Source organism: Pseudomonas sp. D47, from assembly GCF_045447305.1.
Classification (GTDB): domain Bacteria; phylum Pseudomonadota; class Gammaproteobacteria; order Pseudomonadales; family Pseudomonadaceae; genus Aquipseudomonas.
In genome coordinates, this window is sequence record NZ_JBJGXU010000031.1 from 26,398 (window position 1) to 51,967 (window position 25,570).

At 60.4% G+C, this 25,570-nt stretch carries 19 protein-coding genes and 2 pseudogenes; 10 read left to right on the forward strand and 11 right to left on the reverse strand.

The features are described 5' to 3' along the window. Nucleotides 1-9 precede the first annotated feature (9 nt). Nucleotides 10-2,004 (reverse strand): aminotransferase class I/II-fold pyridoxal phosphate-dependent enzyme, encoded by a 1,995-nt coding sequence (locus tag ACI77I_RS19680; protein WP_406998226.1) that lies wholly within the window; start codon nucleotides 2,002-2,004, stop codon nucleotides 10-12. 194 nt (nucleotides 2,005-2,198) lie between these two features. Between ACI77I_RS19680 and ACI77I_RS19685 the strand changes: the two are divergent. The 3 genes and pseudogenes from ACI77I_RS19685 to ACI77I_RS19695 form a co-directional block, all read left to right on the forward strand. After that, a pseudogene (locus ACI77I_RS19685) lies at nucleotides 2,199-2,348 on the forward strand (LysR family transcriptional regulator); the annotation flags it as partial. Nucleotides 2,349-2,506: 158 nt separating this feature from the next. Beyond that, nucleotides 2,507-7,501 (forward strand): glycosyltransferase family 32 protein, encoded by a 4,995-nt coding sequence (locus ACI77I_RS19690; protein WP_406998227.1) that lies wholly within the window; start codon nucleotides 2,507-2,509, stop codon nucleotides 7,499-7,501. Nucleotides 7,502-7,572: 71 nt separating this feature from the next. Next, nucleotides 7,573-8,925 (forward strand): cation:proton antiporter, encoded by a 1,353-nt coding sequence (locus tag ACI77I_RS19695; protein WP_406998228.1) that lies wholly within the window; start codon nucleotides 7,573-7,575, stop codon nucleotides 8,923-8,925. On the opposite strand, the gene ACI77I_RS19700 is transcribed toward ACI77I_RS19695, so the two are convergent. From ACI77I_RS19700 to ACI77I_RS19710, 3 genes are all read right to left on the reverse strand, one after another. Next, a complete protein-coding gene (locus ACI77I_RS19700; RefSeq protein WP_176462925.1) occupies nucleotides 8,916-9,053 on the reverse strand; it encodes a hypothetical protein in 138 nt (45 codons plus the stop codon). The genes ACI77I_RS19695 and ACI77I_RS19700 overlap by 10 nt on opposite strands. Nucleotides 9,054-9,064: 11 nt before the next feature. Beyond that, nucleotides 9,065-9,277 carry a hypothetical protein gene (locus ACI77I_RS19705; RefSeq protein ID WP_242149297.1) on the reverse strand — a complete coding sequence of 71 codons (213 nt, stop codon included), beginning with the start codon at nucleotides 9,275-9,277 and terminating at the stop codon, nucleotides 9,065-9,067. 79 nt (nucleotides 9,278-9,356) lie between these two features. After that, nucleotides 9,357-9,902 (reverse strand): hypothetical protein, encoded by a 546-nt coding sequence (locus ACI77I_RS19710; protein WP_094950559.1) that lies wholly within the window; start codon nucleotides 9,900-9,902, stop codon nucleotides 9,357-9,359. A 463-nt stretch (nucleotides 9,903-10,365) separates the two neighbouring features. On the opposite strand from ACI77I_RS19710, the gene ACI77I_RS19715 reads away from it, so the two are divergent. The 3 genes from ACI77I_RS19715 (at nucleotide 10,366) to ACI77I_RS19725 (ending at nucleotide 13,265) form a co-directional block, all read left to right on the forward strand. Then, nucleotides 10,366-11,775 (forward strand): circularly permuted type 2 ATP-grasp protein, encoded by a 1,410-nt coding sequence (locus ACI77I_RS19715; protein WP_094950560.1) that lies wholly within the window; start codon nucleotides 10,366-10,368, stop codon nucleotides 11,773-11,775. Between the two features lie 2 nt (nucleotides 11,776-11,777). Continuing rightward, complete coding sequence (locus ACI77I_RS19720; protein WP_094950561.1) at nucleotides 11,778-12,728, forward strand: alpha-E domain-containing protein; 951 nt, start codon at nucleotides 11,778-11,780, stop codon at nucleotides 12,726-12,728. Between the two features lie 108 nt (nucleotides 12,729-12,836). Then, entirely contained in the window at nucleotides 12,837-13,265 is a 429-nt protein-coding gene (locus ACI77I_RS19725; RefSeq protein ID WP_406998229.1) for a nuclear transport factor 2 family protein, read from the forward strand. A 242-nt stretch (nucleotides 13,266-13,507) separates the two neighbouring features. On the opposite strand, the gene msrA is transcribed toward ACI77I_RS19725, so the two are convergent. The 3 genes from msrA to msrB all read right to left on the reverse strand — a co-directional run bounded on the left by msrA (nucleotide 13,508) and on the right by msrB (nucleotide 16,646). After that, nucleotides 13,508-14,203 (reverse strand): peptide-methionine (S)-S-oxide reductase MsrA, encoded by a 696-nt coding sequence (gene msrA / locus ACI77I_RS19730; RefSeq protein WP_406998230.1) that lies wholly within the window; start codon nucleotides 14,201-14,203, stop codon nucleotides 13,508-13,510. Between the two features lie 146 nt (nucleotides 14,204-14,349). Further along, complete coding sequence (locus ACI77I_RS19735; RefSeq protein ID WP_242149285.1) at nucleotides 14,350-16,110, reverse strand: cytochrome c biogenesis protein DipZ; 1,761 nt, start codon at nucleotides 16,108-16,110, stop codon at nucleotides 14,350-14,352. Nucleotides 16,111-16,145: 35 nt separating this feature from the next. Continuing rightward, nucleotides 16,146-16,646, reverse strand: coding sequence for a peptide-methionine (R)-S-oxide reductase MsrB (gene msrB, locus ACI77I_RS19740; protein ID WP_406998231.1), 501 nt, complete (start codon nucleotides 16,644-16,646; stop codon nucleotides 16,146-16,148). A 376-nt stretch (nucleotides 16,647-17,022) separates the two neighbouring features. On the opposite strand from msrB, the gene ACI77I_RS19745 reads away from it, so the two are divergent. Together ACI77I_RS19745 and ACI77I_RS19750 are read left to right on the forward strand one after the other, a co-directional pair. Further along, nucleotides 17,023-17,733: a response regulator transcription factor gene (locus ACI77I_RS19745; RefSeq protein WP_094950567.1), complete on the forward strand. Its 711-nt coding sequence runs from the start codon at nucleotides 17,023-17,025 to the stop codon at nucleotides 17,731-17,733. Beyond that, a complete protein-coding gene (locus ACI77I_RS19750) occupies nucleotides 17,730-19,196 on the forward strand; it encodes a HAMP domain-containing sensor histidine kinase (RefSeq protein ID WP_094950568.1) in 1,467 nt (488 codons plus the stop codon). The genes ACI77I_RS19745 and ACI77I_RS19750 overlap by 4 nt, the downstream gene beginning before the upstream one ends. On the opposite strand, the gene ACI77I_RS19755 is transcribed toward ACI77I_RS19750, so the two are convergent. After that, a complete protein-coding gene (locus ACI77I_RS19755) occupies nucleotides 19,159-20,100 on the reverse strand; it encodes an alpha/beta fold hydrolase (RefSeq protein ID WP_406998232.1) in 942 nt (313 codons plus the stop codon). The genes ACI77I_RS19750 and ACI77I_RS19755 overlap by 38 nt on opposite strands. After that, on the reverse strand, nucleotides 20,057-21,049 hold the full coding sequence (locus ACI77I_RS19760) for an AraC family transcriptional regulator (RefSeq protein ID WP_242149276.1): 993 nt from the start codon (nucleotides 21,047-21,049) through the stop codon (nucleotides 20,057-20,059). Before ACI77I_RS19760 ends, ACI77I_RS19755 begins: the two co-directional genes overlap by 44 nt. Nucleotides 21,050-21,237: 188 nt before the next feature. Here ACI77I_RS19760 and ACI77I_RS19765 point away from each other — a divergent pair. Both ACI77I_RS19765 and ACI77I_RS19770 read left to right on the forward strand, forming a co-directional pair. Then, a pseudogene (locus ACI77I_RS19765) lies at nucleotides 21,238-21,300 on the forward strand (hypothetical protein); the annotation flags it as partial. Nucleotides 21,301-21,356: 56 nt separating this feature from the next. After that, complete coding sequence (locus tag ACI77I_RS19770; protein ID WP_406998239.1) at nucleotides 21,357-21,545, forward strand: hypothetical protein; 189 nt, start codon at nucleotides 21,357-21,359, stop codon at nucleotides 21,543-21,545. On the opposite strand, the gene ACI77I_RS19775 is transcribed toward ACI77I_RS19770, so the two are convergent. Together ACI77I_RS19775 and ACI77I_RS19780 are read right to left on the reverse strand one after the other, a co-directional pair. After that, the gene (locus tag ACI77I_RS19775; RefSeq protein WP_406998233.1) at nucleotides 21,532-23,796 is read right to left on the reverse strand and encodes an ATP-dependent DNA helicase; all 2,265 of its coding nucleotides are present in this window, start codon (nucleotides 23,794-23,796) and stop codon (nucleotides 21,532-21,534) included. The two genes, ACI77I_RS19770 and ACI77I_RS19775, sit on opposite strands and share 14 nt — an antisense overlap. Then, the gene (locus tag ACI77I_RS19780) at nucleotides 23,793-25,439 is read right to left on the reverse strand and encodes a VRR-NUC domain-containing protein (protein WP_406998234.1); all 1,647 of its coding nucleotides are present in this window, start codon (nucleotides 25,437-25,439) and stop codon (nucleotides 23,793-23,795) included. The genes ACI77I_RS19775 and ACI77I_RS19780 overlap by 4 nt, the downstream gene beginning before the upstream one ends. Nucleotides 25,440-25,570: the final 131 nt, after the last annotated feature.

Consider the following 25,570-nt stretch of genomic DNA (forward strand, 5'->3'; position numbering starts at 1 on the left):
TTTTTGGTGTTAGCGAGTTTGATGCGCGTTGACGAACTGCCGGCAACGCTCACTGCGTGGGTTGATAAACACCGAGTCCGGCGAGCCGGTTTCCTCGATCATGCCTTGGTGCAGAAAAGCCACTTTGGAGGACACATCCCGGGCGAAGGCCATTTCATGGGTGACCAGGATCATGGTGCGGCCTTCTTCGGCCAGCGAGCGGATAACGCGCAGCACTTCGCCGACCAGTTCCGGGTCGAGGGCTGAGGTGGGCTCGTCGAACAGCATGACTTTGGGACGCATGGCCAACGCGCGGGCAATCGCCACCCGTTGTTGCTGGCCGCCGGAGAGAAACGCCGGGAACTCGTTGCGCTTGGCGGCCAGGCCCACGCGGTCAAGCAAGGCTTCGGCGCGCTCGATCGCCTCGGCACGGCTTTCGCGCAGCACTTGGGTCGGCGCTTCGATGAGGTTTTCAAGCACGGTGCGATGGGGCCACAGGTTGAAGTTCTGGAACACCATGCCCAGGGTCGAGCGGATGCGCACCAGTTGCTTGGCGTCGGCCACCAGTGGCGCGCCGGGAGCGCCGTAGTTCAGCTTGATGCTTTCGCCATCGACGTGAATGCTGCCCTGGTCCGGCACTTCGAGCATGTTGATACAGCGCAGCAAGGTGCTTTTGCCCGAGCCACTGGCGCCGATCAGCGAGATCACCTCGCCTTCGTGGGCGGTCAACGAAATGCCTTTGAGCACGTCGATATTGCCAAAGCGTTTATGCAGGTCGATGACTTCAATCATCTTCTTGGCTTGGGCCGGTTGCACCACCTCGACCTTCGGCGCCGCCGCGATACGCGGCTCACTGGCCAGCTTGGCGACGAACGCGGCAATGCGTTGGCAGGCTTGCGCCAGGCGTTCTTCACCGAGGGTGAAGGACAAGCGCACAAAACCTTGCGCCGGCTCACCAAAGGCGGCCGCGTCCAGCACCGACACGCCCGCTTCGCGGAACAAGCGCCAGGCAAAATCCAATGAGCCCAGGCCAGTGCCGCGCACGTCCACCAGCACAAACATGCCCGCTTGCGGTGCCTGCACCTTGATCCCCGGGCACGCACTAAGGCCCGCGACGACCAGGTCACGGCGGCGCCGGTAGATTTCGCGCATGCCCAGCGTCACCTCGTCATGGGCCAATACCGCCGCTGTGGCGGCTTCCATCACGAAGCCGGGCAAGCCGTACAGCATGCTCAGCACCAGGGTTTCTGCGTGCACGACCATCTGCGGCGCGGCAATGATCCAGCCGATTCGCCAGCCGGTCATGGCGTGGGATTTGGACAAACTGCCGATCACGATGCAGCGCTCAGCCATGCCCGGCAATGCGGCGAGGCTGTGGTAGTGGCCGTCGAACACCAGGCTTTCGTAGACTTCGTCCACCACCACCCACAGGTCATAGGCGACGGCCAGGTCGGCAATCGCTTGCAGTTCTTGCGGGTTGAGGACTACGCCAGTGGGGTTGTTCGGGTTGGAGAAAAAAATCGCCCGGGTGCGCGGCGTGATGGCGGTAGCGAGCAACTGGGCGTCCAGGCGAAACCCGGACTCCGGCGAACACGGCACGCGCACAAGCGTCGCACCACTGGCCTTGAGCGTGGCTTCGTAGGTGACGTACATCGGGTCGAGCACCAGCACTTCATCACCGGCTTGCAGCAGGCACAGCGAACTGATGAACAACGCGTTCTGCGCACCGGGCACGATGATGACGTTTTCGGCGGCTACTGGCCGCGACAGGGTCTTGCTGTAGCGCGTGGCGACGGCATCGCGCAATGTCGGGCGGCCGGGGATTTCGGTGTAGTGGGTGTCGCCGCCGCGCAACGCACTGACGGCGGCGTCGGTGATAAACGACGGCGTGGCGAAATCCGGGTCACCGACGCTGAGGATGATGATGTCTTCGCCCTGGCTGGCTGCTTGGTACGCCGCGTGGTGGATGTCCCAGGCGGCTACGCCCTGCCCTGCAATTCGTTCAACGAAGGGGGAAAACCGCATGCCAGAGCCTCTCGTTCCAGAAGAAAAAGCGCGAACCCGTTTGCATGCAAAAGGGTGGATGCGGTCAACATAGTTCAAACTGAACAGTCGTTCAATGGATAGATTTGGGTGGGTGTCGTTTATCGTCCAAATAGGTCGTTGTGGTGACTTTTGAGCCTATTGCTCAGCGGTCTTTTCGTGGTAAGCCAAAGCCATTGGTGGAAGTGCTCGCGGACTGGGCCTGCATCGGCCAGCCTCTATGCATGTACTACCCCAGCCGCCGCCAGTCGCCGCCAGGGCCGCGTCAATTGATGGACATGATTCGGATAAAAACCATCGGTTCGCCGTTAATCGAAACACACTGAACTTGAGGCCGGAGCCTCTCCTGGCAGGGCTGAAACACAGGGCAACGATATAATCAGTCGGGCAAGGGAATTAATCCGACGCTGGCGCTACGTAAGGGAAAAGCTTCGGTAGCTATCCACGCCGAGACCGTATTCCCTAACGCCAGGTATCAGACCTTATGAGCAGTGTGTCCAATCGCATTACCGAGCGCGCTCCCCACTTACTTGCTCCGCTCACCGTCCTCTCGCCGCCGCTGTCCAGGCAAAAGCGTGACGCACCTTCACCACAAGAGCCCGAGGTCACCACTCGCACCCGAGGAGACGCTGAGTTATCAGTGCAATATCAGATTGCCCTGACCCTGGCCGGCACGCGTAAAGAAGTCAACGACCTCGAACACATCCCGCCCCATTCCACCTTCGGCCAATGGTGGCAGCATTTGCATGACGCCTTCCAATCACCCGACGTTCAACAGTGGATTCGCAGTGTGGGTATCGACACAACATCGATAAAACTCGATCCCAAATCAGGTCAAATCTCCTTCACCCTCGAGCGCCCTCTCGACCCGTTGGAGACCTTGCGCACGGTCGGTCAAGACGATAGCCAGTGGGCCGCCGTCAGCGGTCCGATCCTTCAGGCTGCTCGTATCATCAGCGCGCAGCTCTCGTTCGCACCACCGGTCAATACCCCAAGCGAACCGGTTCCGTGGCAGATAATCGGGCAGTTTTATCAAGAGCCACAAAGATTGACGTTATCCGGCATGCTCAGGCGTGCGGACGAAATTCACCAGGATCAGAACTTTAAACCCCTCGACCCAACCCGCTTTGCGGACGTGATCAAGTCGCGCAGTGAGGATGCCCTCCAAAACCAGAAAGCGCTTCTGGGCGACATTCGCAACCGGCACCTGGCTGGCGAAGCCTTGCAGAGCCTGGCGACGGCCCTGGAGAATGGCAGCAAACAGGCGGGGCACATCCAGGCTGAACTGCAGCAAACCGTGCATTTATCCGCCGACGGTACCTATCGGCCAACGGGCACCGGCGCACCCAACGAAGTCAGCCTGCAGCAACTGCTGTTGGATCATGGCTGGGACATCCCTACCACCCATGAACAGGTGGTGAACCTGGCCAACGCCCTGACCGCTGCGCCCCCCAAGCCTGCCCGCCAGGGCGACCTGGGTGGCGCATTGAGCTGGCCGATACCGCTTGATCAGGCAAGCCAGGACCAACTGAGAGCGGCTATACGCACAGGTAAGCTCGGCGGTATCGCATTGAGCCCCTTCAAAAACGTGCTGGATTACCTGCTCAACGGCAGGCCAATCTCTACGCAGGAGCAGAACAATCCGCGACTGTTGATCGAACACTTGATCAACTCGCCCAGAGGCATTGCACTGGGCAACGCCCTTGAGGGTTCATTCGCGGCACGCTCGGTTAAAGGCAGCGCCAGCGACTGGCTGCTCGCGGCATTAAGCGTGGGGAGCAAGGGTGACACCGGTGGCGCAACGGAAATCGAGGGCTATCGGCTGGTGTCAGTGGCCAACCACAACAAATCCGCGTCGGCGGTGGTCGAGGCGCTGGCGAATCATCTGGAGGCTCGCGGCATAGCCAGCTCCCCGCAAACCGCACGGGCACAAGCCCACTTCATGCTCGCCAGCCGAGCCCCCGCGTTTTTGGTCAAGGACATCCCCAAAGACCTGGGGGTAGGCACCCACAGCTGGGTCAGCTTCACCACGGCGGTCGCGCGCATAGAAGCGAAAGCGCCCGGTGCGACCGCCGGTATGAGCTATGCGCACGTCATGCTCGCCGCCAGCATCGCACCGATCACCGATGAAGAGCGCCAGGTTGAGTATGCCGCTCAGAACCAGGCGATCAAGGAATGGGCGGCGCCCAATGGCATGGACTATCCGACAACCGATACTGCACTGGCCGACGTGCACAAGGCGTTCAATACGCAGCTGCGTGAGCTGAGCGAGGCCGCCACCACGCCCGCTATCGACATGCCGACTACCGTCGCCATAGCGACCAAACTGTTGAAAGAAAAATGCCCGGGCATGGACCCAGCGCTCTTCGAAAAAAAATGTATCACCTCCAAACCCTCCAACCGGCACTTTCCGGGGCCTTATTCACTATTGGATCTGGTTATCAATGGCAGGGCGCTGGTGGGCGCACCACCCGACTCGAACAGTGACTGGGGCCCAGCTCGTGGTGTGTTGGACGTCCTGACGTTTGGCGGTCTTAGTACTCCACCTGACGGCACACCTGCGGCATGGGTTTCATCCTCCAATGAGGTCAAGATCAACGAGTTGCTGCCAAAGCTCAAAGAGCTGCCCAGCCCGCTGAAACAGTTTGATGAGGACTTTCAGAAATACGCCGACGCTGTCAAAAAGACCACGTCGGCACAAATCAAATATCTGATCTCAAAACTGCCGCTGGAAGACAGGCTAAACCTGGAGTTCGGCGAAATAACCGTGCGCAAAGAACGTGAATACTACAACCCTAGTCACGTTTTGAGGACTGAAGAAGGCGTTGTGCTGGTTCGCACGCAACGCATGATCAATGGCGTTCCCAACGTCACGATGTATGCAATCGATCGGCTGAAGGGTACCGTCACCCGGCGGCCAGACCAGACGTTTGGTGTGAAAGAAACCTATGTTTGGGGCGAAAAGCATAAAAGATTCGACTCGATAAAGCCTACAGGCCAGCACCCGCCGGGGATAACGGATGAACGCCAAGGTGACCACAGTGTGCCCATGAGCTTCACCAGCGCCAGAACCCAATACCTCGTTGATTCCATACTCGGGGACATGGAGCTGCCTGCGGTACGCCAATACGCCAAGGGTGCAACAACCTTTGACACGGAAGTTCCGACCTACAAGATCGTTCAAGAGATTGCGCTGAACCTGATCCCGTTCAGGTCCGCCATTGTAAATTTCAAAGAGGGCAAGGTTCTCGAAGGTGCTGTCGACCTGGCCTTCGATATCTTTGGTTTCGCGGTCGGCCTCGGCGCCGCCGCCAAGGGCGCGAAAGTAGCCTTTGCCGGTGCGTCCGCGCTTTCCAAAGCCGGTCAGGTGTTCAAGATTGTCGGCCGGGCTGCCGTTGGCGCACTTAACCCCGTGGGCGGTATTGATGACCTGGCACGGGGTATTTACAAGGCCGGGCGCTTTGTGATCAGTGATACCCATAAGACTGTCAAACAACTGCGCGCCGCCTCTTCGGGTGTCAATCTGCTTGAGTTGGCAAAACAAGCCGATATCGCTGAAGGCACACTCAGGGCGGCCAATGGCGTGCACAGCGGTAAATTCCTGGCCAAATTCGACGAGGAAAGCCAGCAGTGGTTTCGCTTTAATCCACGCACACAGGAGATGTATAGCGACCCGCTGCCGAATTTTATCCCCGACCTGCCCACTTCAAACGACGTTAATAGTTTGCACGCAATCGGCAGCCATGACGCCGTAAAGGCCGCCAGCCAGCAGCACGGACTGGCGGCCACCGGTACGGTCAAGGTTGGGCAAGAAACTGTCGAGGATACTGTGGTCATGTCGCAGGGCAACTGGCATCGATACGACGCCTTGAACAAACAACCCATTTCCCCCCCGGTGACAAATTTCACCCCCCGCCGGATAGCGGCCAACGGCGAGGTCAGGTCACTGGACGCCGACCTTCTGGGTTATGAATCCAAATACGTAGCGCCGGGCGAGTTAGCGACCAAGGGCTTACAAGGCAATGTGTTTGTAGGTCGTAGCAAAAAAGAATACGTGAAGGTCGATGGGCTGCTTTATGAGTCTCGATTGAAGGCTGGGCGTCGCGTCATCCGGCATCCGACAGGCGCGGGGCCTGATATACCCGTTAGAGATCTGGGTGCTAGCGGATGGGAGCCCGCCACAAGGTCTGCCCGGCTGCTGGGAGGCGCGGGTAGCGACCCTGTGCGTTGGAATGTTGGCAACGGCATTTTTGCGGTACCGATGGATGATATTAAAATCGCGAAAAATTCAGCTGCGCCGTTCTCGCTTAACTATCAGGGCGTCGATCGTAACGTAACCTTCAACAGTGTTACCGGCACATGGATGGAAAAACGGCTCATCGGCGGTCGGGATGAAGTACAGCCTATCTATTACTGGAGAGCTGGAAAAGGCGAGTGGAAAGGCGGAACACTTGATGAACTTTCGAAGGCCAAGAAACAGGATTCTAAAACGTACAAACTGGCTGATGTTTCGGCACCGGTGGTGGTGAGCATCCCGAAAGACTTAAAGCCGCTGCCCAAGCAACTGCACTATTTTTGGGCCGGTCAGGAGATGCCTCAACTCAGGATCGACACCCTGGCCCAAAACGCTGCCCAAGCACCGGGGTTCAAATCCATTCTTCATGTTGATGCCGACAGCCCGGCTATTTTTCAGCAGATAAAGACCAACCTGCAGAGCAAGGTTCCCGGCCTGACCGTCGTGAATCTGCGTGAGGATGAGGCGTTCAAACAGGTCATCAACAGCGAGCTCTACACCTATTTTCGGCAAGGCCAAGGCAAAAACCTGGCCGCCGCTTCGGATGTGGCCCGCTATCCGATCATGAATAAACATGGCGGCGTGTATCTCGACACCGATGATGTCATTAGTGCCAAAATCAGTGCCGACCCGCTGGTGGCAGGTGCGAACGATGTTCTGCTCGGTGCGCCGAACGTGCATTCGCTCACCGACTACAAGACCTTCTACAACACCAGCAATTTTGCAACTCGACCGGGTAATCCCGTGATTGAAAACATGATCACGGAGATGAACCAACGGTTCACTGCAAATAAAGCCTACTTCGCGGCCAATCGACCGAGTGCTGCCCGAGGGGCAGATGGCCGGGTTAACTTCACCCCCGAATTCCGCAATTATGAGCAAAAAATATTCGAAACCGTAGGACCGACTATGTTTAACGACGTGCTCAAGTCGAAAAGACCGGATATGTACGATCTAGGTATTGATGGGCTGACGAAACAAGCCGAGGTTATCGATGCCACGCTCGTGACGAAGGGCCCGACGGTCGACATCAAAAAAGAGGTTCTTGACGCGTACGCAAGAAATGGCATTGAGCCTCCGATCCTTCTGGATAACAAAATAAAGAAGGTGAAGGAACATTACTTCCCGCTTCACCATCGGTTCAACGTCAAAATAGGCTCCGACCACTCGTGGATCGATACCTGATAGAAGTACATTGAACCTGCACCCGGCCGTGGTCCTCCAACGTGGATAGACCCCGGCCTGGTGCACGCTCGATGACGTTTATTTTATGGTTGGCCGTCTTGGGCGCCGTGTTGCTCACACTCGCCCTCACCTCCTCCTACCTGCGCTGGATGCCGGTGACCACCTCAGCGGTGTGCCTGCTGCTGGGCGTGGCAATCGGCCCACTCGGTGTCGACCTGTTGCACCTCGATATCAAAGGCTCCGCACGCTGGATGGAGCACCTGACCGAAGTCGCGGTGCTGTTTTCCCTATTCGTCAGCGGCCTGAAACTGCGCCTGCCGCTCAGGCACCGCACGTGGCGCGTCGCATTCGGCATGGCCGGGCCGGTGATGCTGTTGACGATTCTCGGCGTGTGCCTGGCGCTGCATTACATGTTCGCGTTGCCTTGGGGCGTGTCGTTGCTGGTGGGCGCCATTCTTGCGCCGACCGACCCGGTGCTGGCCGGGCTGGTGCAGGTCAATAATGCCCAGGACTATGACGCGCTGCGCTTTGGCTTGTCCGGTGAAGCCGGCCTCAACGATGGCACGGCCTTTCCCTTTGTGATCTTCGCGCTGCTGTTTATGCAGCACGGCGGGTTTGACGGTGACTGGTTCGGTGGCTGGGTGTTGAAGAACCTGTTGTGGGCGGTGCCGGCCGGGCTGTTGATGGGCTACTGGATGGGCCGTGGCATCGGACGTGTGACGCTGTGGATGCGCATCGCCCATGCAGACAGCACGTTGTCGCCCAACGATTACCTGACCCTGGCGCTGATTGCGCTGGCCTACGTGGCGGCTGAAGCGGTGGGTGGCTACGGCTTTCTGTCGGTGTTCGCCGCCGGGCTGGGCTTGCGCCAGGCCGAGTTCAAATCCACCGGCAACTCACAGACGCCGTCAGAGCATTTGGCGCTGCCGGTGGTGGGCCATTTGGAGGTGGAACCTGCGCGCGCCTTGAAAGGTGATGTCAGCGAACTTGCCGATACGCAGATCGCCGCCGGCGTGATGATGGGCGACATGCTGTCATTCGGCAGCCTGGTAGAGCGCTCGATGGAAGTGTTTCTGGTGACCGTGCTGGGGATTGTGCTGGTCAGCCATTGGGATTGGCGCGCACTGCCGGTGGCGGCATTGCTGTTCTGCGTGATTCGCCCGGTCAGTGTGCTGGCAATGCCCTGGGGCAACCTGATCGATTACCGGCAACGCGGCTTGATCGGCTGGTTCGGCATTCGCGGCATCGGCAGTATTTACTACCTGTTCTACGCGCTCAACCACGGGCTGATCGGCACCAGCAGCGCGGTGGCGGTGAACCTTACGGTGTCAGTGATCGCCTTGAGCATCGTCGTTCATGGCCTGAGTACCCAGCCGATGCTGGCGTGGTATGAACGACGTGCCAAGGTGAACACTCAGTCTTGATTCTCGGTATGGCCTACATCCGCGGCGTCGTCCAGATCGTTCAGCGGCACTTGTGCATCGTCCATCAATGAACCCGGGTCTTCGTTGCCCGGGTCGTTGAGTTCTTCGTCGTCGAGTTCGTGGGACATGAGCGTCTCCTCTAACCGCCTTGGGTGTCGATATCAGCGTCGGTTTCAGGCTTGGCCTCAGGCGTAGGCTTGAAGTCTGGACTGTAGTCGTTTTCCTTGGCTTTGGGGTCGCTGGCAGGCTTTGGGTCTTTCGGCGCGTCGACGGCGGTGCCGGGTGCCGGTTCGCCACCGTCGATGGCCGGGTCATTGCGGTTGCTGACTTGGGGATCGTTGCTGGTATTCATGGGTCACCTCTTCGCAGTTTTGGAAAACACAGGCTGCGTATAGGTAAGGTCGTGCGCACAGTCATGAAGTTCAAATTGCTTAAGACACCGGGTTATCGACCTGGATATAAAACGCATAGGCGCCGAGCAATACCCAAAACACCATGAATAGCCACGGCGCGCGCATGGAGAACAGCAGCGACTTGCGATAGCCCTTGTGGGATGACTCGGTCTCGCAGAACAGCGGCGAATCGTCATAGGCCAGGCCCATTACCGGCTCGCTGCGTAGCAGTTCACTCTGCTTGTAGTGCCAGTGATCAATGATTTCGTACGCGGCGCGGATACCTGGCCAGGCATTCAGGGAGCTGAGCACGCCAAGGGAGGCCAGGAATACCGGCACGATCAAGGTGAAGAACTTGCCCCACTCCGGGTTCAGGTTACCCATGCCGGAGACAAAGGCGATGACCAGGAACGACTGCGCGGTGAGGTAGGCGTCGGTGCGGTTGGCCAGGATGGTGGTTTCGTACTGGATCTCGCGGCGGTAGAAGTCGAGACGGTCCTTGGGTGAACCAAAGATCTTGGCGTTGTGTTCGCTGTGATCGGTCAGGGCCGCTTCGGGGGTGTTGGGAGAGATGATTCTGGGCACGACGGTGCTCCGCAAGGTTTCGAGTCTCGTTAGAAGAATCGGGCCTGGGCGAAGTTCAAGTTTGTTCATGCACCATTGTGGAACATCCCTTGCACCCTTGTAGTGAACCCGGTGTTTTGACGAGCAGGCTCATTGTGGCGAGCGAGCTTGCCCCGCGCTGGGCTGCGTAGCGGCCCCAAGAAAAAGCGGGAGCGCTGCGCACTCCAACGCGGGGCAAGCCCGCTCGCCACAGGATTAAATCAACCCAGCCCCCCATTCCGGCACACGCATTGCTTTATCCATTCATCTGCCCGGATACAGGAGCATTCGTTACCCCCCGACCCAGAGCCGACCCCATAAGAAAGTAAGGACCAGGCCTGTTGGCACCATCAGCCACGGGCTCATAAAAAAATGCGTTTTTTTGCGGCAGTGCCAACCAAGCAACTTGCCAACCAAGCAATGCAGGCACTGACAAGGTACTGGAATGGCTCGATCTTTCTTTGATGAAATGAATGACGCAGATGGCGTGTGCCGTGCGCATTATCAGGATTTCTCCCGCTGGCTGGCCAACACGCCGCCGGAACTGCTGGCCCAACGGCGCCGCGAAGCCGATTTGCTGTTCCACCGCGCCGGTATCACCTTCACCCTCTACGGCGACGAGCAGGACACCGAGCGCCTGATCCCCTTCGACATCATCCCCCGCAGCATCCCTGCCAGTGAATGGAGCGTCATCGAACGCGGCTGTATCCAGCGGGTCAATGCGCTGAACATGTTCCTCGCCGACATCTACCACGACCAACGCATCATCAAGGCCGGGATCATTCCAGCGGACCAAGTGCTGGGCAACGAGGGTTATCAGAAGGCCATGGTCGGGTTGGACCTGCACCGCGACATCTACTCGCATATCTCCGGTGTGGACCTGGTGCGCGACGGCGACGGCACCTACTACGTGCTCGAAGACAACCTGCGCACGCCCAGCGGCGTGAGCTACATGCTCGAAGACCGCAAGATGATGATGCGCCTGTTCCCTGAGGTGTTCGCCAAGCAGCGCATCGCGCCGGTGGACCACTACCCCAACCTGCTGCTCAAGACCCTGAAAAGTTCCAGCCGCCTGGACAACCCCAACGTGGTGGTGCTGACCCCGGGCCGCTTCAACAGCGCCTTCTTCGAACACGCCTTCCTTGCACGTGAAATGGGCGTGGAGCTGGTGGAAGGCGCCGACCTGTTCGTGCACAACCTCAAGGTGTTCATGCGCACCACCGACGGCCCCAAACCGGTGGACGTGATTTACCGGCGCATCGACGACGCCTTCCTCGACCCCAAAGCCTTCAACCCCGATTCGATGCTCGGCGTGCCCGGCCTGGTGGCGGCTTACTGCGCGGGCAACGTGGTGCTGGCCAATGCGATTGGCACTGGCGTGGCCGATGACAAGTCGATCTACCCGTATGTGCCGGAAATGATCCGCTTCTACCTGGATGAAGAACCGATCCTGCAAAACGTGCCGACCTTCCAGTGCCGCAAGCCGGATGAACTGTCCCATGTGCTCGCGCATCTGCCGGAGCTGGTGGTCAAGGAAACCCAAGGCTCGGGCGGCTACGGCATGCTCGTCGGCCCAGCCTCCACCGCCGCCGAGATCGAGGACTTCCGCCAACGCATCAAGGCACGCCCCCACGCCTACATCGCCCAACCAACCTTGAGCCTGTCCACCTGCCCCACCTTTGTCGAAAACGGCATCGCGCCACGGCACATCGACCTGCGCCCATTCGTGCTCTCAGGCAAGGAAACCCGCCTGGTGCCTGGCGGCCTGACGCGCGTCGCGTTGAAGGAAGGCTCGTTGATCGTCAACTCGTCGCAAGGCGGCGGAACCAAGGACACCTGGGTGGTGGAGGGCTGAGTATGTTGAGTAGAACCGCCGCAGATCTGTACTGGATGTCGCGTTACCTGGAGCGTGCCGAGAACCTGGCGCGCATGCTCGAAGTCAGTTACTCGCTGTCGTTGATGCCCCAGGCCGGGCGCAGCGATGGGCTGGACGAACTGGCGATGTCGTTGCTCAGCAGCGGCACCCTGGAGAGTTACCTGGAGCGTCACAAACAACTGGACGCGATGCGCATGCTGCACTTCTTCGCCCTCGACGAAGAAAACCCCGCCAGCATCTACAACTGCCTGCGCGCCGCCCGTGGCAATGCCCACGCGGTACGCGGGCGGATCACCGCCGACATGTGGGAAAACCTCAACGCCACCTGGCTGGAAATGCGCAGCATCGCCGCCGGCGGCCTGGCGCGCCATGGCATCAGCCACTTCTGCGACTGGGTCAAGCAGCGCTCGCACCTGTTCCGGGGCGCGACCTCGGGCACCATCATGCGCAATGACGCGTATCGGTTTATTCGCCTGGGCACCTTTGTCGAGCGCGCGGACAACACCTTGCGCCTGCTGGATGCGCGCTATGAGATGTTTGGTGAAGAGTCGGAAGAAGTCAGCGACTTGTCGGCACGCGGCTATTACCAGTGGAGCGCCCTGCTCCGCGCGTTGTCGTCGTTCGAGGCGTACACCGAGCTGTACCCGAATGCGTTGAATGCACGCTCGGTGTCGGAGTTGCTGCTGTTGCGCAGTGATGTGCCGCGATCGTTGCACGCGTGTATCGAGGAGCTGAGCCATATCCTGGCCGACCTGCCCGGCAGTTATGGCCGAACGGCGCAGCGTTTGGCCGCCGAGTTCGAGGCGCGGCTGCGTTATACGGGCATCGACGAAATCCTGGAAGACGGCTTGCACAGCCGGCTCACGGACTTTATCGACACCGTGCGCGAACTGGCCCGGGCGATTCACAGCTCATACCTTGAAGTGGTGTGAGTGCATTGCAGTCACTTAACTGTCAATTCGGGTGATTGACCCTGCTTTGTTACCGCTCTTATGTTGGGCAGGTGAAATGCCTTCCCATCATAAGAACAGGTACCGAACATGTCCGAACTGACACTGACCCCCGCCGCCGCCCAGACCCTGCAACGCTGGCACGCCCTGTTGGCAACCCGCGACCTAACCTCCCTGCCTGAACTGCTGGCGCCTGATGCGGTGTTCCGCTCGCCCATGGCGCACACGCCCTACCCTGGCGCGCCGGTGGTGTCGATGATCCTCAATACGGTGATCAAGGTGTTTGAGGACTTTACCTATCACCGTGAGTTGGCCACCGGCGATGGGCTCAGTGTGGTGCTGGAGTTCAGCGCGCGGGTGGGTGACAAGCAGCTCAAGGGGATTGATCTGATTCGCTTTAATGAGCAGGGGCAGATCGTTGAGTTTGAAGTGATGGTGCGGCCGTTGAGTGGGTTGCAGGCGTTGGGGGAAGAGATGGGGCGGCGGTTGGCGCCTTATCTGGCAAAAGCCAAAGGTTAAACATGTGGGAGCGGGCTTGCCCGCGATAGCGGTGGCTCAGTTGCATGGGTTGTGGCTGAACGGACGCCATCGCGGGCAAGCCCGCTTTGCGGTGTTTGTTGGGCTGATGATTGTTCCCACGCTCTGCGTGGGAATGCATCCTGTGACGCTCCGCGTCAGGTCTTTAAAAGCGGACGCAGAGCGTCCATTGCGGCATTCCCACGCGGAGCGTGGGAACGAGCGCTCATTGGGTTTTGGGGTGGTTATTGGTTTTTGACCAGCACCGGTTCTGCGCGGTATTGGTCCGGGAACAGCTTTTTGAGTTGCGCCACTTTTGGCAGGTCGTTGATCACGATGTAGGGGTACGACGGGTTTTCGGTGAGGAAGTCCTGGTGATAGGACTCGGCCGGGTAAAACGCCTTGCCCATCTCCACTTTGGTCACGATGGGTTTATCGAACGCTTTGGCTGCGTCCAGCTGTGCGATGTAGGCCTGGGCGACTTTTTGTTGCTCGGCATTCTGCGCGAAAATTTCCGAACGGTATTGGGTGCCGCTGTCCGGGCCCTGGCGGTTCAGTTCGGTGGGGTTGTGGGCCACTGAAAAGTAGATCTGCAGCAACTTGCCGTAGCTGACTTTGCTCGGGTCGTAGGTCACCGAGACCGACTCAGCGTGGCCGGTGTCGCCGTTGCTGACCGATTCGTATTGGGCGGTGTTAGCTGCGCCGCCGTCGTAGCCGGAGACCGCGTTTTTCAAGCCTTGCACGTGTTGGAACACGCCTTGGACACCCCAAAAGCAGCCACCGGCGAAGACCGCGGTTTGCAGGTTGCCCGCGTTGGCGGGCACGTCCAGGGCCGGTGGCGCGAGCATGACCGCGTCGTCAGAGGCGCCAAAGGAGAAGGCTGAGTTTTGGCCGACAAAGGCGGCGAAGGCAAGGGCCGGTAAGAACTTAAGCAGTTTCATTAAACTCACTCCAGAACACGGTTGAATGTGGGCGCTGGCTTGCCTGCGATAGCGGTGTAACTGTGTCAGATGCGTTGGCTGACTTGCCGCCATCGCAGGCAAGCCAGCTCCCACATTTATTGGGTTTTCACGTCAAGATTGATGGGTTAGCCGAAGGTGAAGGCATACGCCGACACGTGTGGGTCGAGAAATTCGATACTGAAAGTGCGGTCCTTGACCCCGGCGGGCTGGCGTACCAGCTGGTACAGGCGTTGTTCGGTCACCGTACCGCTGCCATCCGGCGCCACATCGGTGCCGTGGGCGGCGCCTGGGGCCTGGCCGTCAATCGTCACGTTGAAACGCACCGGCTTGCCATCGGCACCCGGGCCCAGCACCAGGTGCAGGTCACGGGCGTGGAAGCGGTAGACGATGCGCCCGCCGGCCTGGTCGAGGGCGGCTTGTTGGCCGCCGACGTTCCATTGGCCTTGCAGGGTCCAGTTGTTCAGGGCCAGGTTGCTGGCGGCCGGGTAATCCACCACCTTGTCGGTGCCCAAAGTGGCGGTGGTGACGAAGTTTTCCGCACGCTGGAAGCCCAGGTAGGTTTCCGGCGACTGCACTTCGTTCATGTCCGGCGCTTGCTGCACGCCCTTGGCGTCGGCCTCGATCAGGCCGCCGGCAACGTTTGTTGCACCGGCTTCACGCAGCAGCTGCTGAATAACCCGCTCCGACTCGGCGTAATCGCCTTCGCCAAAGTGGTGATAGCGGATCTGGCCCTTGGCATCGGCAAAGTAATGCGCCGGCCAGTACTGGTTGTTGAACGCGCGCCAGACTTTGTAGTTGTTGTCGATCGCCACCGGGTAGGTGATGCCCAAATCCTTCATGGCTTGGGTGACGTTGCCCACGTCGCGCTCAAAGGCGAATTCCGGGGCGTGTACGCCGATCACCACCAAGCCTTGGTCGCGGTATTTCTCGGCCCAAGCTTTGACGTAAGGCAAGCTGCGCAGGCAGTTGATGCAGGAGTAGGTCCAGAAATCCACCAGCACCACTTTGCCTTTCAGCGCTTGGGCGGTCAGTGGCGGGCTGTTGAGCCATTGCACAGCGCCATCCAGCGACGGCAGCGTGCCTTCGATCGGCAGCGCGTCGTTGTGGTTGGCGGCCGCCATCATTGCGCCGCCGGCCATCATCGCTCCGCCCTTCTGCTCAGGCTTGGCGCTGAGTGTGTCCACCAGGCTTTGTTCCAGGCCACCGGTGGAGGCCGTCGACACGCGCGCCAGCACGCCGGTGTCCAGGCCCAGGGCGATGGCGGCCACACCGGCCAACATCAGCGCGCCAAGGCCACGGCGCAGCCATTCACCGGCACCGAGGGAGCGCTTCATAAAGCCAAAGACTTTACCGCCGACCAACAGTGCCAAGGCCAGGGACGTGGCAGCTCCGGCGGCGTAGGCCAGCAACAGTAAGGTCGTACCGATGCTGGCGCCCTGTAGCGCCGCGCCGGTGAGCACCAGCCCCAGGATAGGCCCGGCGCACGGTGCCCAGAGCAAACCGGTGGCCACGCCGATCAGGAACGAGGCGCCCGGACGCGGTTTGGCATCGGCCCCAGCGGCTTCGGACAGGCGACTGCCGGCGGCTACCAATGGCCGCGTCAGGCGTTCCGACAGTTGCGGCAGCAGCAGCGTGAGCCCGAACAGGGCAACGCACAGCAACGCGAGCCAGCGCCCGTATTGATTGACTTGCACCACCCAACCGCCGCCCACTGCCGCCAGTGAGGCCACCAGGGCGAACGTCACCGCCATCCCCGCTAACAGCGGCAAGCCACTGCGCATAAACGGCTGCCCGGTGCGAGCGAAGACAAAAGGCAGAACAGGCAGGATGCACGGGCTGACAATTGTCAGCACGCCGCCCAGATACGCGAGAACCAGAAGCCACATGGGATCGACCCTTATAGGTGTAAGAAAACATCGGCTTAAACCGCCGTGAACGTCATGGCCACGCCATTCATGCAATAACGTAGGCCGGTAGGTGCCGGGCCGTCGTCAAATACATGCCCTTGGTGACCGCCGCACCGGCGGCAGTGAATTTCCTTGCGCACCACGCCGTAGGAAGTGTCGACGTGGCTGGCGACGGCGTTGTCCAGCGGCTGCCAGAAGCTTGGCCAGCCGGTGTGGCTGTTGAACTTGGTGCTTGAGGAAAACAGCGGTAAGGCGCAGCCGGCACAGGCAAAGGTGCCGGTGCGGTGTTCATCGTTGAGTGGGCTGGTGTAAGGGCGTTCGGTGCCCTCCTCGCGCAGCACGGCGAATTGCTCGGCGCTTAGCAGGCTGCGCCATTGGGCCTCGGTGTGGGTGACTTCGAAGGTTTCGGCGGCTTCGGCTTCGGTGACCATGTTGAGTTGTTTGAGCAGGCCGCCGGCCAGGACGGCGACACCCAGGCCGCCAGTGGCTAGCAGTATTTGTCGGCGTGAGTACATGGGGGTTTCCTCATTGATGGCTGGCGCGGAACCTGTGGTGAGCGGGCTTCATTTGAAGAGCGGGCTTGCCCGCGAAAGCGGTGGGTCAGTCAACATCAATGTTTGCTGGGCCGACGTTATCGCGGGCAAGTCGAATCGTCGCACCGCCGCTCCCACATTTAATCTTCGCTGCTTTGGGCATTGCGTTCGCTTAACTGAACGGCATTAGGGCAAGCCCGCTCGCCACAAAAGCTCGCTCGCTCTTGCAATGGGGTCATCCTGGGCCTTGGGTGGTCGCGAAATCCTCACGCAGAGTTAAACAATTCGTGATAACTACACTGTTGCAAAACCCGCACAATGCGCGGACTACAAGCGAAGGTTTTTAAAGGTTTTCAGCATGGATCAGCCCAAACGTGTCCTCGTGGTCGAGGACGATGCCCATATTGCCGACTTGATCTGCCTGCACCTGCGCGACGAGCAGTTTGAGGTGGTGCACAGCGCCGATGGCAACGAAGGCCTGCGCCTGCTCGAGCAAGGCGGCTGGGACGCGCTGATCCTCGACCTGATGCTGCCCGGCGTCGACGGCCTGGAAATCTGCCGCCGTGCCCGCGCCATGACGCGCTACACACCGATCATCATCACCAGCGCACGCTCCAGTGAATTGCACCGCATTCTTGGGCTGGAACTGGGCGCCGATGACTACCTGGCCAAGCCGTTTTCGATGCCGGAGCTGGTGGCGCGGGTCAAGGCGCTGCTGCGCCGGGTTGATGCCATGGCGCGCAACTTGAAGATGGACGCCGGCAGCCTCGACCTCGGCCAGCTGTTCATCAACCCGCTGACCCGCGACGCTACCCTTCAAGGCCAGCGCCTGGACCTCACGCCACGGGAATTCGACCTGCTGTATTTCTTCGCGCGCCAACCGGGCAAAGTCTTCTCGCGCATGGACCTGCTCAACGCCGTGTGGGGCTACAGCCACGAAGGTTATGAACACACCGTGAACACCCACATCAACCGCCTGCGCGCCAAGGTCGAGGCCGACCCGGCCAACCCGGTGCTCATCCTCACGGTGTGGGGTCGGGGCTACAAGTTTGCTGAGAGTTCGCCATGAAACTGACCCTGACCCAGCGCCTGTCGGTGGTGTTCGCCGTGTTGCTGGTGATCTGCAGCGGCACCTCGGCATGGCTGCAGGTGCGCTCCAACCACATGCACGAACTGGAAGTGGTGCAAGGCCTGTCCCGCGACCTGGCGGCGCACATCGCCCGCGACACGCAACTGATGGACGCCGACGGCCTCAAGCCCGACGCAGTACGCAACCTGTTCAGCCAGTTGATGCTGGTCAACCCCAGTGTCGAGGTGTACTTGCTCGATATCGACGGGCGCGTGGTCGGGAATGCCGCACCCGCAGGGCATTTGCTGCGCGATAAGGTCGATCTGGCGCCGATTCGGCGCTTCTTGAGTGGCGCGATGCTGCCGATCCTCGGCGACGACCCGCGCAGCGTCGATGGGCGCAAGGTGTTCAGCGCCGCGCCGCTCAAAGCCAACGGCCAGCAAACCGGATTCTTGTACGTGGTGCTGCTGGGCGAAGCCCACGACGTGTATGACGCCAAAGATGCCACGGGCATGGCGTTGAAAATCGCCCTGTGGTCCATCGGCCTGGTCGCCCTGCTCTGCCTGTTGGCCGGCCTGATTGCCTTCGCCTGGATCACCCGACCGCTGCGCCAGTTGACCGACAAGGTCGGCCAGTTCGACATCAACGGCGCGCCCGAACCCGCGCAAATCAACCGCCCCAAACTCGACAGCGGCGATGAAATCGCTGTGCTCGACCACGCCTTCGTACAAATGGAAAACCGCCTGGGCGAGCAATGGCGCGCCATCACCCAACAGGATCAGGAACGCAGGGAAATGGTCGCGAATATTTCCCACGACCTGCGCACGCCGCTGGCGTCACTGCACGGTTACCTGGAAACCCTGAGCCTCAAGGACGCCAGCCTCAGCCCCGAAGAGCGCCGGCGTTACCTGGGCATCGCCCTGGACCAAAGCCGTAAGGTCGGCGGGCTGGCCCAGTCATTGCTGGAGCTGGTGCGCCTGGAACATGGTTTCGTGCAGCCGGTGATCGAAGGCTTTTCACTGCCGGACCTGGTGCAGGACATCTTCCAGAAATTCGAACTCACCGCCGAAGCCCGGTCCATCAAGCTTATCGCCACCCTGCCGCGCCAGGTGCCGACAGTACTGGCCGACCTGGGCTTGATCGAACGCGTGCTGACCAACCTGCTTGATAACGCTTTGCGTCACACACCGCTAAACGGTGAAGTCGAAGTGATCCTGTCACCCGAGGCCAACAGTGTGGCGGTCACCGTCAGTGACAGTGGCCCAGGCATTGATGCCGAGCTGCGCGATGGCTTGTTCCTGCGCGCGTTCACCATCGGCGGTGCGCGCCGCGATGGCGGCCTGGGCCTGCGCATCGTGCACCGTATCCTGCAATTACACGGGCGCAGCATCCAACTGGTGGACCGCCCCGGGCATGGCGCGACCTTCAGGTTCTCGCTAGAAACGCGAGCATCAGCGCGTTGACCCGCTGGGCCTGCTCGTTCTGGACCCAGTGACCGCAGTTGGCCAACACCTGCTGTTGCAGGTTGGGCACTGCGTCGGGCATGCGCTTGAGGGTGTGGGCTTCGAACACACCGACCGGGTCGCGGTCGCCAATCAGGAACAACGTGGGTTGCAGCACTTGCTGGCCCGCCAGGCACTCGGTGCGCTTCCAGTTGCGCTCGAAGTTGCGATACCAGTTCAGCGCGCCGCGAAAACCGTGCTTGCTGAAGGTTTGCACGTAAACGTCCAAGTCCGCTTGAGCACACCACGGCGGCAGTGTGCCGGGGGCCGAGACGCCTTCGAGCAAGGTGGCGTTAGCTGGCTTCTTCTGCAGGAACACATCCTGATCCTGCATGAACAGCCGCAGCGTGCGTTCGATGTCGGCATCCAGTTCCCGCTCGGCTACGCCCGGTTCCTGGAAATACAGGATGTAGTTGAAGCGGTCGGCATACAGCTCACGCATGATTTCGATTACCGGGCGCCGGGCACGTCCGGCAAACGGCACCGACATCGTAATCAAGCGGCTGACCCGCGCAGGTTCGAGCAGTGCGAGGTGCCACGCCACCACGGCGCCCCAGTCATGGCCGACCATCACCACCGGTTGATGGCCGAAATGGTTCATGGCCTGTTGGATATCGGCGCACAGCGTCAGTAAGTCGTAATCGGCGATCCCGGCAGGCGCACTCGATTCGCCGTAGCCACGCATTTCAGGCACGAACACCCGATACCCGGCAGCGACCAGCGCGGGAATCTGCTCGCGCCATGAATGCCAACACTCAGGAAACCCGTGCAGCAGCCAGATAGGCTGGCCATGCTCGGGGCCGGCGATGTGAACGCTTAACTCAATACCGTTGACCTGGATCCTCTCGTGCTGGATATCGCTCATCACTGGCTTCCTTGTGACTGATGCTGTGAGTGTTGTGGGTGTTATGTAGGGCGCGCTCACGGTATTCACGTGGCGAGCAATTCATCTGGCGCTTAAATGCGCTGCTGAAAGCGCTGTCCGACTGATACCCCAACGCCTGGCCGATACTGGACACACTGCTGCTCGAGGTGTTCAAAGCCTTTATCGCCAAGTGCATGCGCCAGTGGGTCAGGTACTCCTGAGGCGGCATCCCGACGTGCTGCTTGAAGTGCAAGGCAAACGTCGAACGGGACTGATTGGCGATACTGGCCATTTCGCTCAACGTCCAACGCCGCGCCGGTTCGGCGTGCACTTGCGCAAGTACCGGTGCCAGCCGTGGGTCGGTCAACGCCGCCAACCAGCCTTGAGTGCTGGCACCCAAGGAAGATTGATAGAGCCGCAGGATTTGCACCAGCATCATTTGCGCCAAATGCTCGGTCATCAATGCCGCGCCGAGTCTTGGGCTGGCATATTCCAGGGCAAGCCGCTCCAGGCACCAGCGCAATACGCCGGCCTGTTCGGACCTGGCGCTGATACGCACCACCGGCGGCAACCCATCGAGCAACAAACGCGCGTCATCACCGTAGGTGAACAGCCCGCCAATCAGAAACAAATCCACGGTGTCGCCCAAGCTGGCGATGCCGCCCACCGCCTCTCTGTATACGTCGCGCGCGTCAATGCCCTGCCGTGCAAGGTTGCTCGACAATCTCCACGGGCGATTGTGTGTCAGTAAAAAACAATCGCCCTCACTCAAGGCAATTGGCACCGGCTCGCCCTCCACTTCCAGCCAACACTTGCCTTCCACCACCGCATTGAACTTGATGCCCTCCGGCGCCGGGAAATTCACCGCCCACGTGCCGCCAGCCTTCAAGCCCGCAAATAACGTGCGGTGGCTTTTCAAGAGGGCCAACACTTCGGACAGGGTATCCACAATAAAAACCTCCGGACGATCGCGATAGAAACACAGACTTTAGGGCATTCCGCGTCCGGCCTCCAAAGAAGAACGTAACCCTCCCCCAAACGGTGAAGCGTTATGACGCGTAAACAAGCCCCCATCAGCAGTGGTTTCAGTGCCAGCAGCACCGCGCTGCAAGCGTTGGCCGCTAAAGACTGCGCGGTATGACAGCCATCGTCACCGGCGGTTACTCCGGAATTGGCCTGGAAGCCACTCGTGTACTTGCAAGTGCCGGAGCGCAGGTGATCGTTCCTGCGCGTGACGCGCAAAAGGCGCAGCGACGATGGTGTGGTGTGGCGTCAGCCCGCAACTTGAGGGCATGGGTGGCCTGTATTGCGAGGATTGTGAGGTTGCCGCGCCTACTGAAGATCACACCCAGCGCAGCGGCATTCACGCCTGGGCCATCGACCCGGAGCAAGGCGAACAGCTCTGGGCGCTGAGCGAACAACTGAGCGGCGTCACGCTTGAGTGACGGGCGCCCACCAGCGAGGCAACAGCTGCCGCACCCGCGCCTCGCCAAAGCGGTCATCAATCAACATCACCACACCCTCGTCCTGCTGGCTACGGATCACCCTGCCCGCCGCCTGCACCACTTTCTGAATGCCGGGATACAGGTAGGTGTAGTCGTAACCGGAGCCGAAGATCGAGGCCATGCGCGCTTTCATCTGTTCGTTGATCGGGTTCAGTTGCGGCAACCCGAGTGTGGCGATAAACGCCCCGATCAAGCGCGCGCCCGGCAGATCAATGCCTTCGCCGAACGCGCCGCCCAGTACGGCAAAGCCGATGCCCTGACTGTGCTGGGTGAACTGATCCAGGAATGCTTGCCGTTCGGCCTCGGCCATCCCGCGTGACTGCAACCACAGCGCCACCTGCGGGTGCCGCTCGGCCATCAACTGCGCCACCTGTTGCAGGTAATCAAAGCTTGAAAAAAACGCCAGGTAATTGCCGGGCCGTTGCGCGAATTGCGCGGCGATCAGTTCGACGATTGGCGCCAGCGAGGCTTGGCGATGCACAAACCGCGTCGAAATCGCATCGATGATGCGCACCTGCAATTGCTCGGCCTTGAACGGCGATTCCACATCGACCCACGCGGTGTCCGCCGGCAGGCCGAGCAAGTCGGCGTAATAGTGCCGAGGGCTCAAGGTCGCGGAGAACAGCACGCTGCTGCGCGCGGCGGTCAGCCTGGGGCGGATAAATTCGGCGGGCACTACGTTGCGCAGACACAGGGTCGAAGCACTGCGCTTGCCACTGAACTGGCGCTTGCTGATATCAAAGATGAAGTGTTCGTTGAACAGCTCGGCGACCTTGGCAAATTGCAGCGCCTCGAAATAGAACGCTTGCAGGTCGCCACTGAGGGCTTCGGGGTGGTCGTTAAAGTAGTCGCCCATGGCGCTGGCACACAGGCTCAGGGCCTGGAGGAGTTTGTCGGGCTTGTTGGCATAAGCCTGGTACGGCGCGAGCTGGTCCTTATGCAGGGCGTTCCATTCGCGGTTGAGGCGTTGCAAGGGTTTCTTCAATGGCTCAGGTGCGATATCGCGCAGGGTCTTGAGGCTGTATTGGTCGAGGCTGGCGCTGTACATCGAACGCGCACGCTCCACCAGGTTGTGGGCTTCGTCCACCAGCACGGCGGCGCGCCATTGGTTCAGCTGGGCCAGGCCGAACAGCATGGCGCCAAAGTCGAAATAGTAGTTGTAGTCAGCGACCACCAGGTCGACCCAGCGCGCCATTTCCTGGCTCAGGTAATACGGGCAAACGTCATGGGCCAGGGCCACCTCGCGCAGATTGCGCTGGTCGAGCAGGCGCACCTGGGAAGCTGCCGTACGCGCGGCCGGCAGGCGATCGTAAAAGCCCTTGGCCAACGGGCAGGAGTCGCCGTGGCAGGCTTTGTCCAAGTGTTCACAGGCTTTGTCCCGCGCCACCAATTCGAGCACGCGCAGCGGCAAGTCGGGGCTGCTGTCGTACAGCACTTGGGCGGCATCCAGTGCCAATTTGCGCCCCGGGGTCTTGGCGGTGAGGAACAACACTTTGTCCAGTTGCTGCGGCGCCAGGGCCTTGAGCAGCGGGAAGATCGTGCCCACGGTCTTGCCGATGCCAGTGGGCGCCTGGGCCATCAGGCAGCGGCCGGTGCTGACAGCCTTGTAAACCGACTCGGCCAGCGCGCGCTGGCCCGGGCGAAAGTCGGCATGGGGAAATGCCAGGGTTTGCGCGGCGCTGTTGCGTGCGTCGCGGTGCTGCATTTCCTGGTGCGCCCACCCCAGGAACAGCGCGCATTGCTGGTTGAAAAACCGTTCGAGGTCGGCCGCCTGAAAGCGCTGGTTGAGCAGGGTTTCGCCTTCGCCGACGATGTCGAAGTACACCAGCGCCAGGTCGATTTCGCCAAGGCCGAGCTTTTGGCACATCAGCCAGCCGTACACCTTGACTTGGGCCCAATGCAGTTGCCGGTGGTTGGCCGGCTGGGCGTCGAGGTCGCCGCGATAGGTTTTCACTTCTTCCAGGCGATTGCTGTCGGGGTCGTAGCCGTCCGCCCTGCCCCGCACCTTGAGCTGCTGGTATTCACCCTCCAGGGCCACTTCGTTCTGATAGTGCGCGCTGCGCCGCGAGGCCACGGTGCGGTGGCCGACAATGCCTTCCTGGGCGCTGGGCGACGGCGTGAAGCGCAGGTCGAGGTCGCCGACCTTGGCGGTGAACTCACACAGCGCTCGCACCGCAACGCTGTAGCTCAAGCGGGCTGCGCCCAGCGTACATAACAGACAGTGACCGGCATCTGGTATTCGCCACAGAACTCCAGCCAGCGCAGTTGGTTGTCTTGCAGGCGATCGCCGGGGCCTTTGACCTCGATCATGCGGTAGGTCTTTTGCGCGGGCCAGAACTGGATCAGGTCGGGCATGCCGGCACGGTTGGCGCGAATGTCCAATAGCAGCCGCTCAAACCAGTAGCGCAGGTGTTCGGCGGGCAAACAGTCCAAGGCCTGTTCCAACAGTTCTTCACTGAGCAGGTTCCAGAATACGAAGGGCGACTGAATGCCCCATTTGTCCACGTAGCGCTGGAGGATGGTGGTCTTGTAGCGCTCGTCCCCCAACTGCTCGAAGCAGGCGGCGAACAACACAGCGCGGCGCTGATGAAAGTCCTCGCTGTGCAGGTCCACCGGCCCACGCTGGAACGGGTGAAAAAACGAGCCTGGCAATGGCGCAAATATCGCCTCCCAGCACAACAACCCGAACAGCGAGTTAATCAGCCCATTCTCGACGTAATGTACCGGTGCATCGGGCTCGCTCAGATGCGCCTGCACGCAGTACTCCACCGACATCAGCGGCTGTGGAATTTGCAGTGCCAAATCCAGGCGCGTGACGGTCCGCGGCTTGACCTTGGGCAGTGCCGGCTCGCCCAGTTTACGGCGCAGGCGTGGCAGCACTCGCAACAGATGTTGCTGCTCGGCGGCGCTTTCCGGCGCCTGTTGCGCGGCGCACGCCAGGGCCATGGCCTGGGCGTAATCCTCCTGGCGCTCGAGCACACGAATCAGACGCGAGCGCGCGCCGGGATAAGCGCAATGGCGGTAGATCTGCTGCGCCATGTCCAGTTCGGCGCTGCGTTCGCAATACTGGCCGATTTGAAACAACAACTTGGCGCGGCGTTTTTCCAGCCACGGGTTGTCGGTAGACAGCGTGGCGATTTGCGCCAGCACAGCGTCCAGCGCCTCACCGGTTTCAAACGCCTGCTGGCATTGATGCAGAAACAGAAAACCCACAACGTCGTCACGCGTGCGCAGGCCACGGGACTCGGCGCAAAACTCGACTTTTTCATAGGTGTAGATGCCCAGGTCCGCCAGCACGAATTCCGACCAGTCCTGATGCAGGTTGCCGAAGAACATCAGGCGCAGGCGGTCGCACAGGTCCATCACGGTGAGGCTATAGAGCGCATCGCCGAGGTCCGGGCACCACTGGGCAAAGCTGCGTTGCTGCGGGAACTGCGCAGCCAGCGGCTCCAGCCAGTCGGCCTTCTTGGCCTTGGGCTGGTCAATCCATGGCTTGAAGGCCGCGAGGACTTCGCCTTTTTGCAGCAGCGCAAACAGCGCCTCAAAGCACAGCGTGCCCTGGTCACTGACCCAACCCTGCTCCACCAGCGCCAACACGGCGGCGCGGGTGCAGCCGATCTCGAGGTAATTGAGTTTGCTCGCACGAAAATGCACGCCCTTGCGCATCACCATGCGCACCAATAACGCCTGGGACGCTTGCGGCAACCTGTCAAATTGCTGAATGAAATGCGCTTCGTCCGCGTCGAGCAAATCGGCATAGCGCTGCCCCAGCCAGTGCAGCACTTGGCGGAAGTTATGCAGGTAATACAAGGGGTCGTCGAGGGGGTTGGCCATGTCGCGCGCCGTTCAAATACTGGTTATGCATACAGATTGCCGTCGTAAACCACTTGTTGCAATCGGTAATAGATAAATGGCGCACGCAACTTTTCTTATAAAAGTGATCAGATAGCTCTGTTGATGGCGTA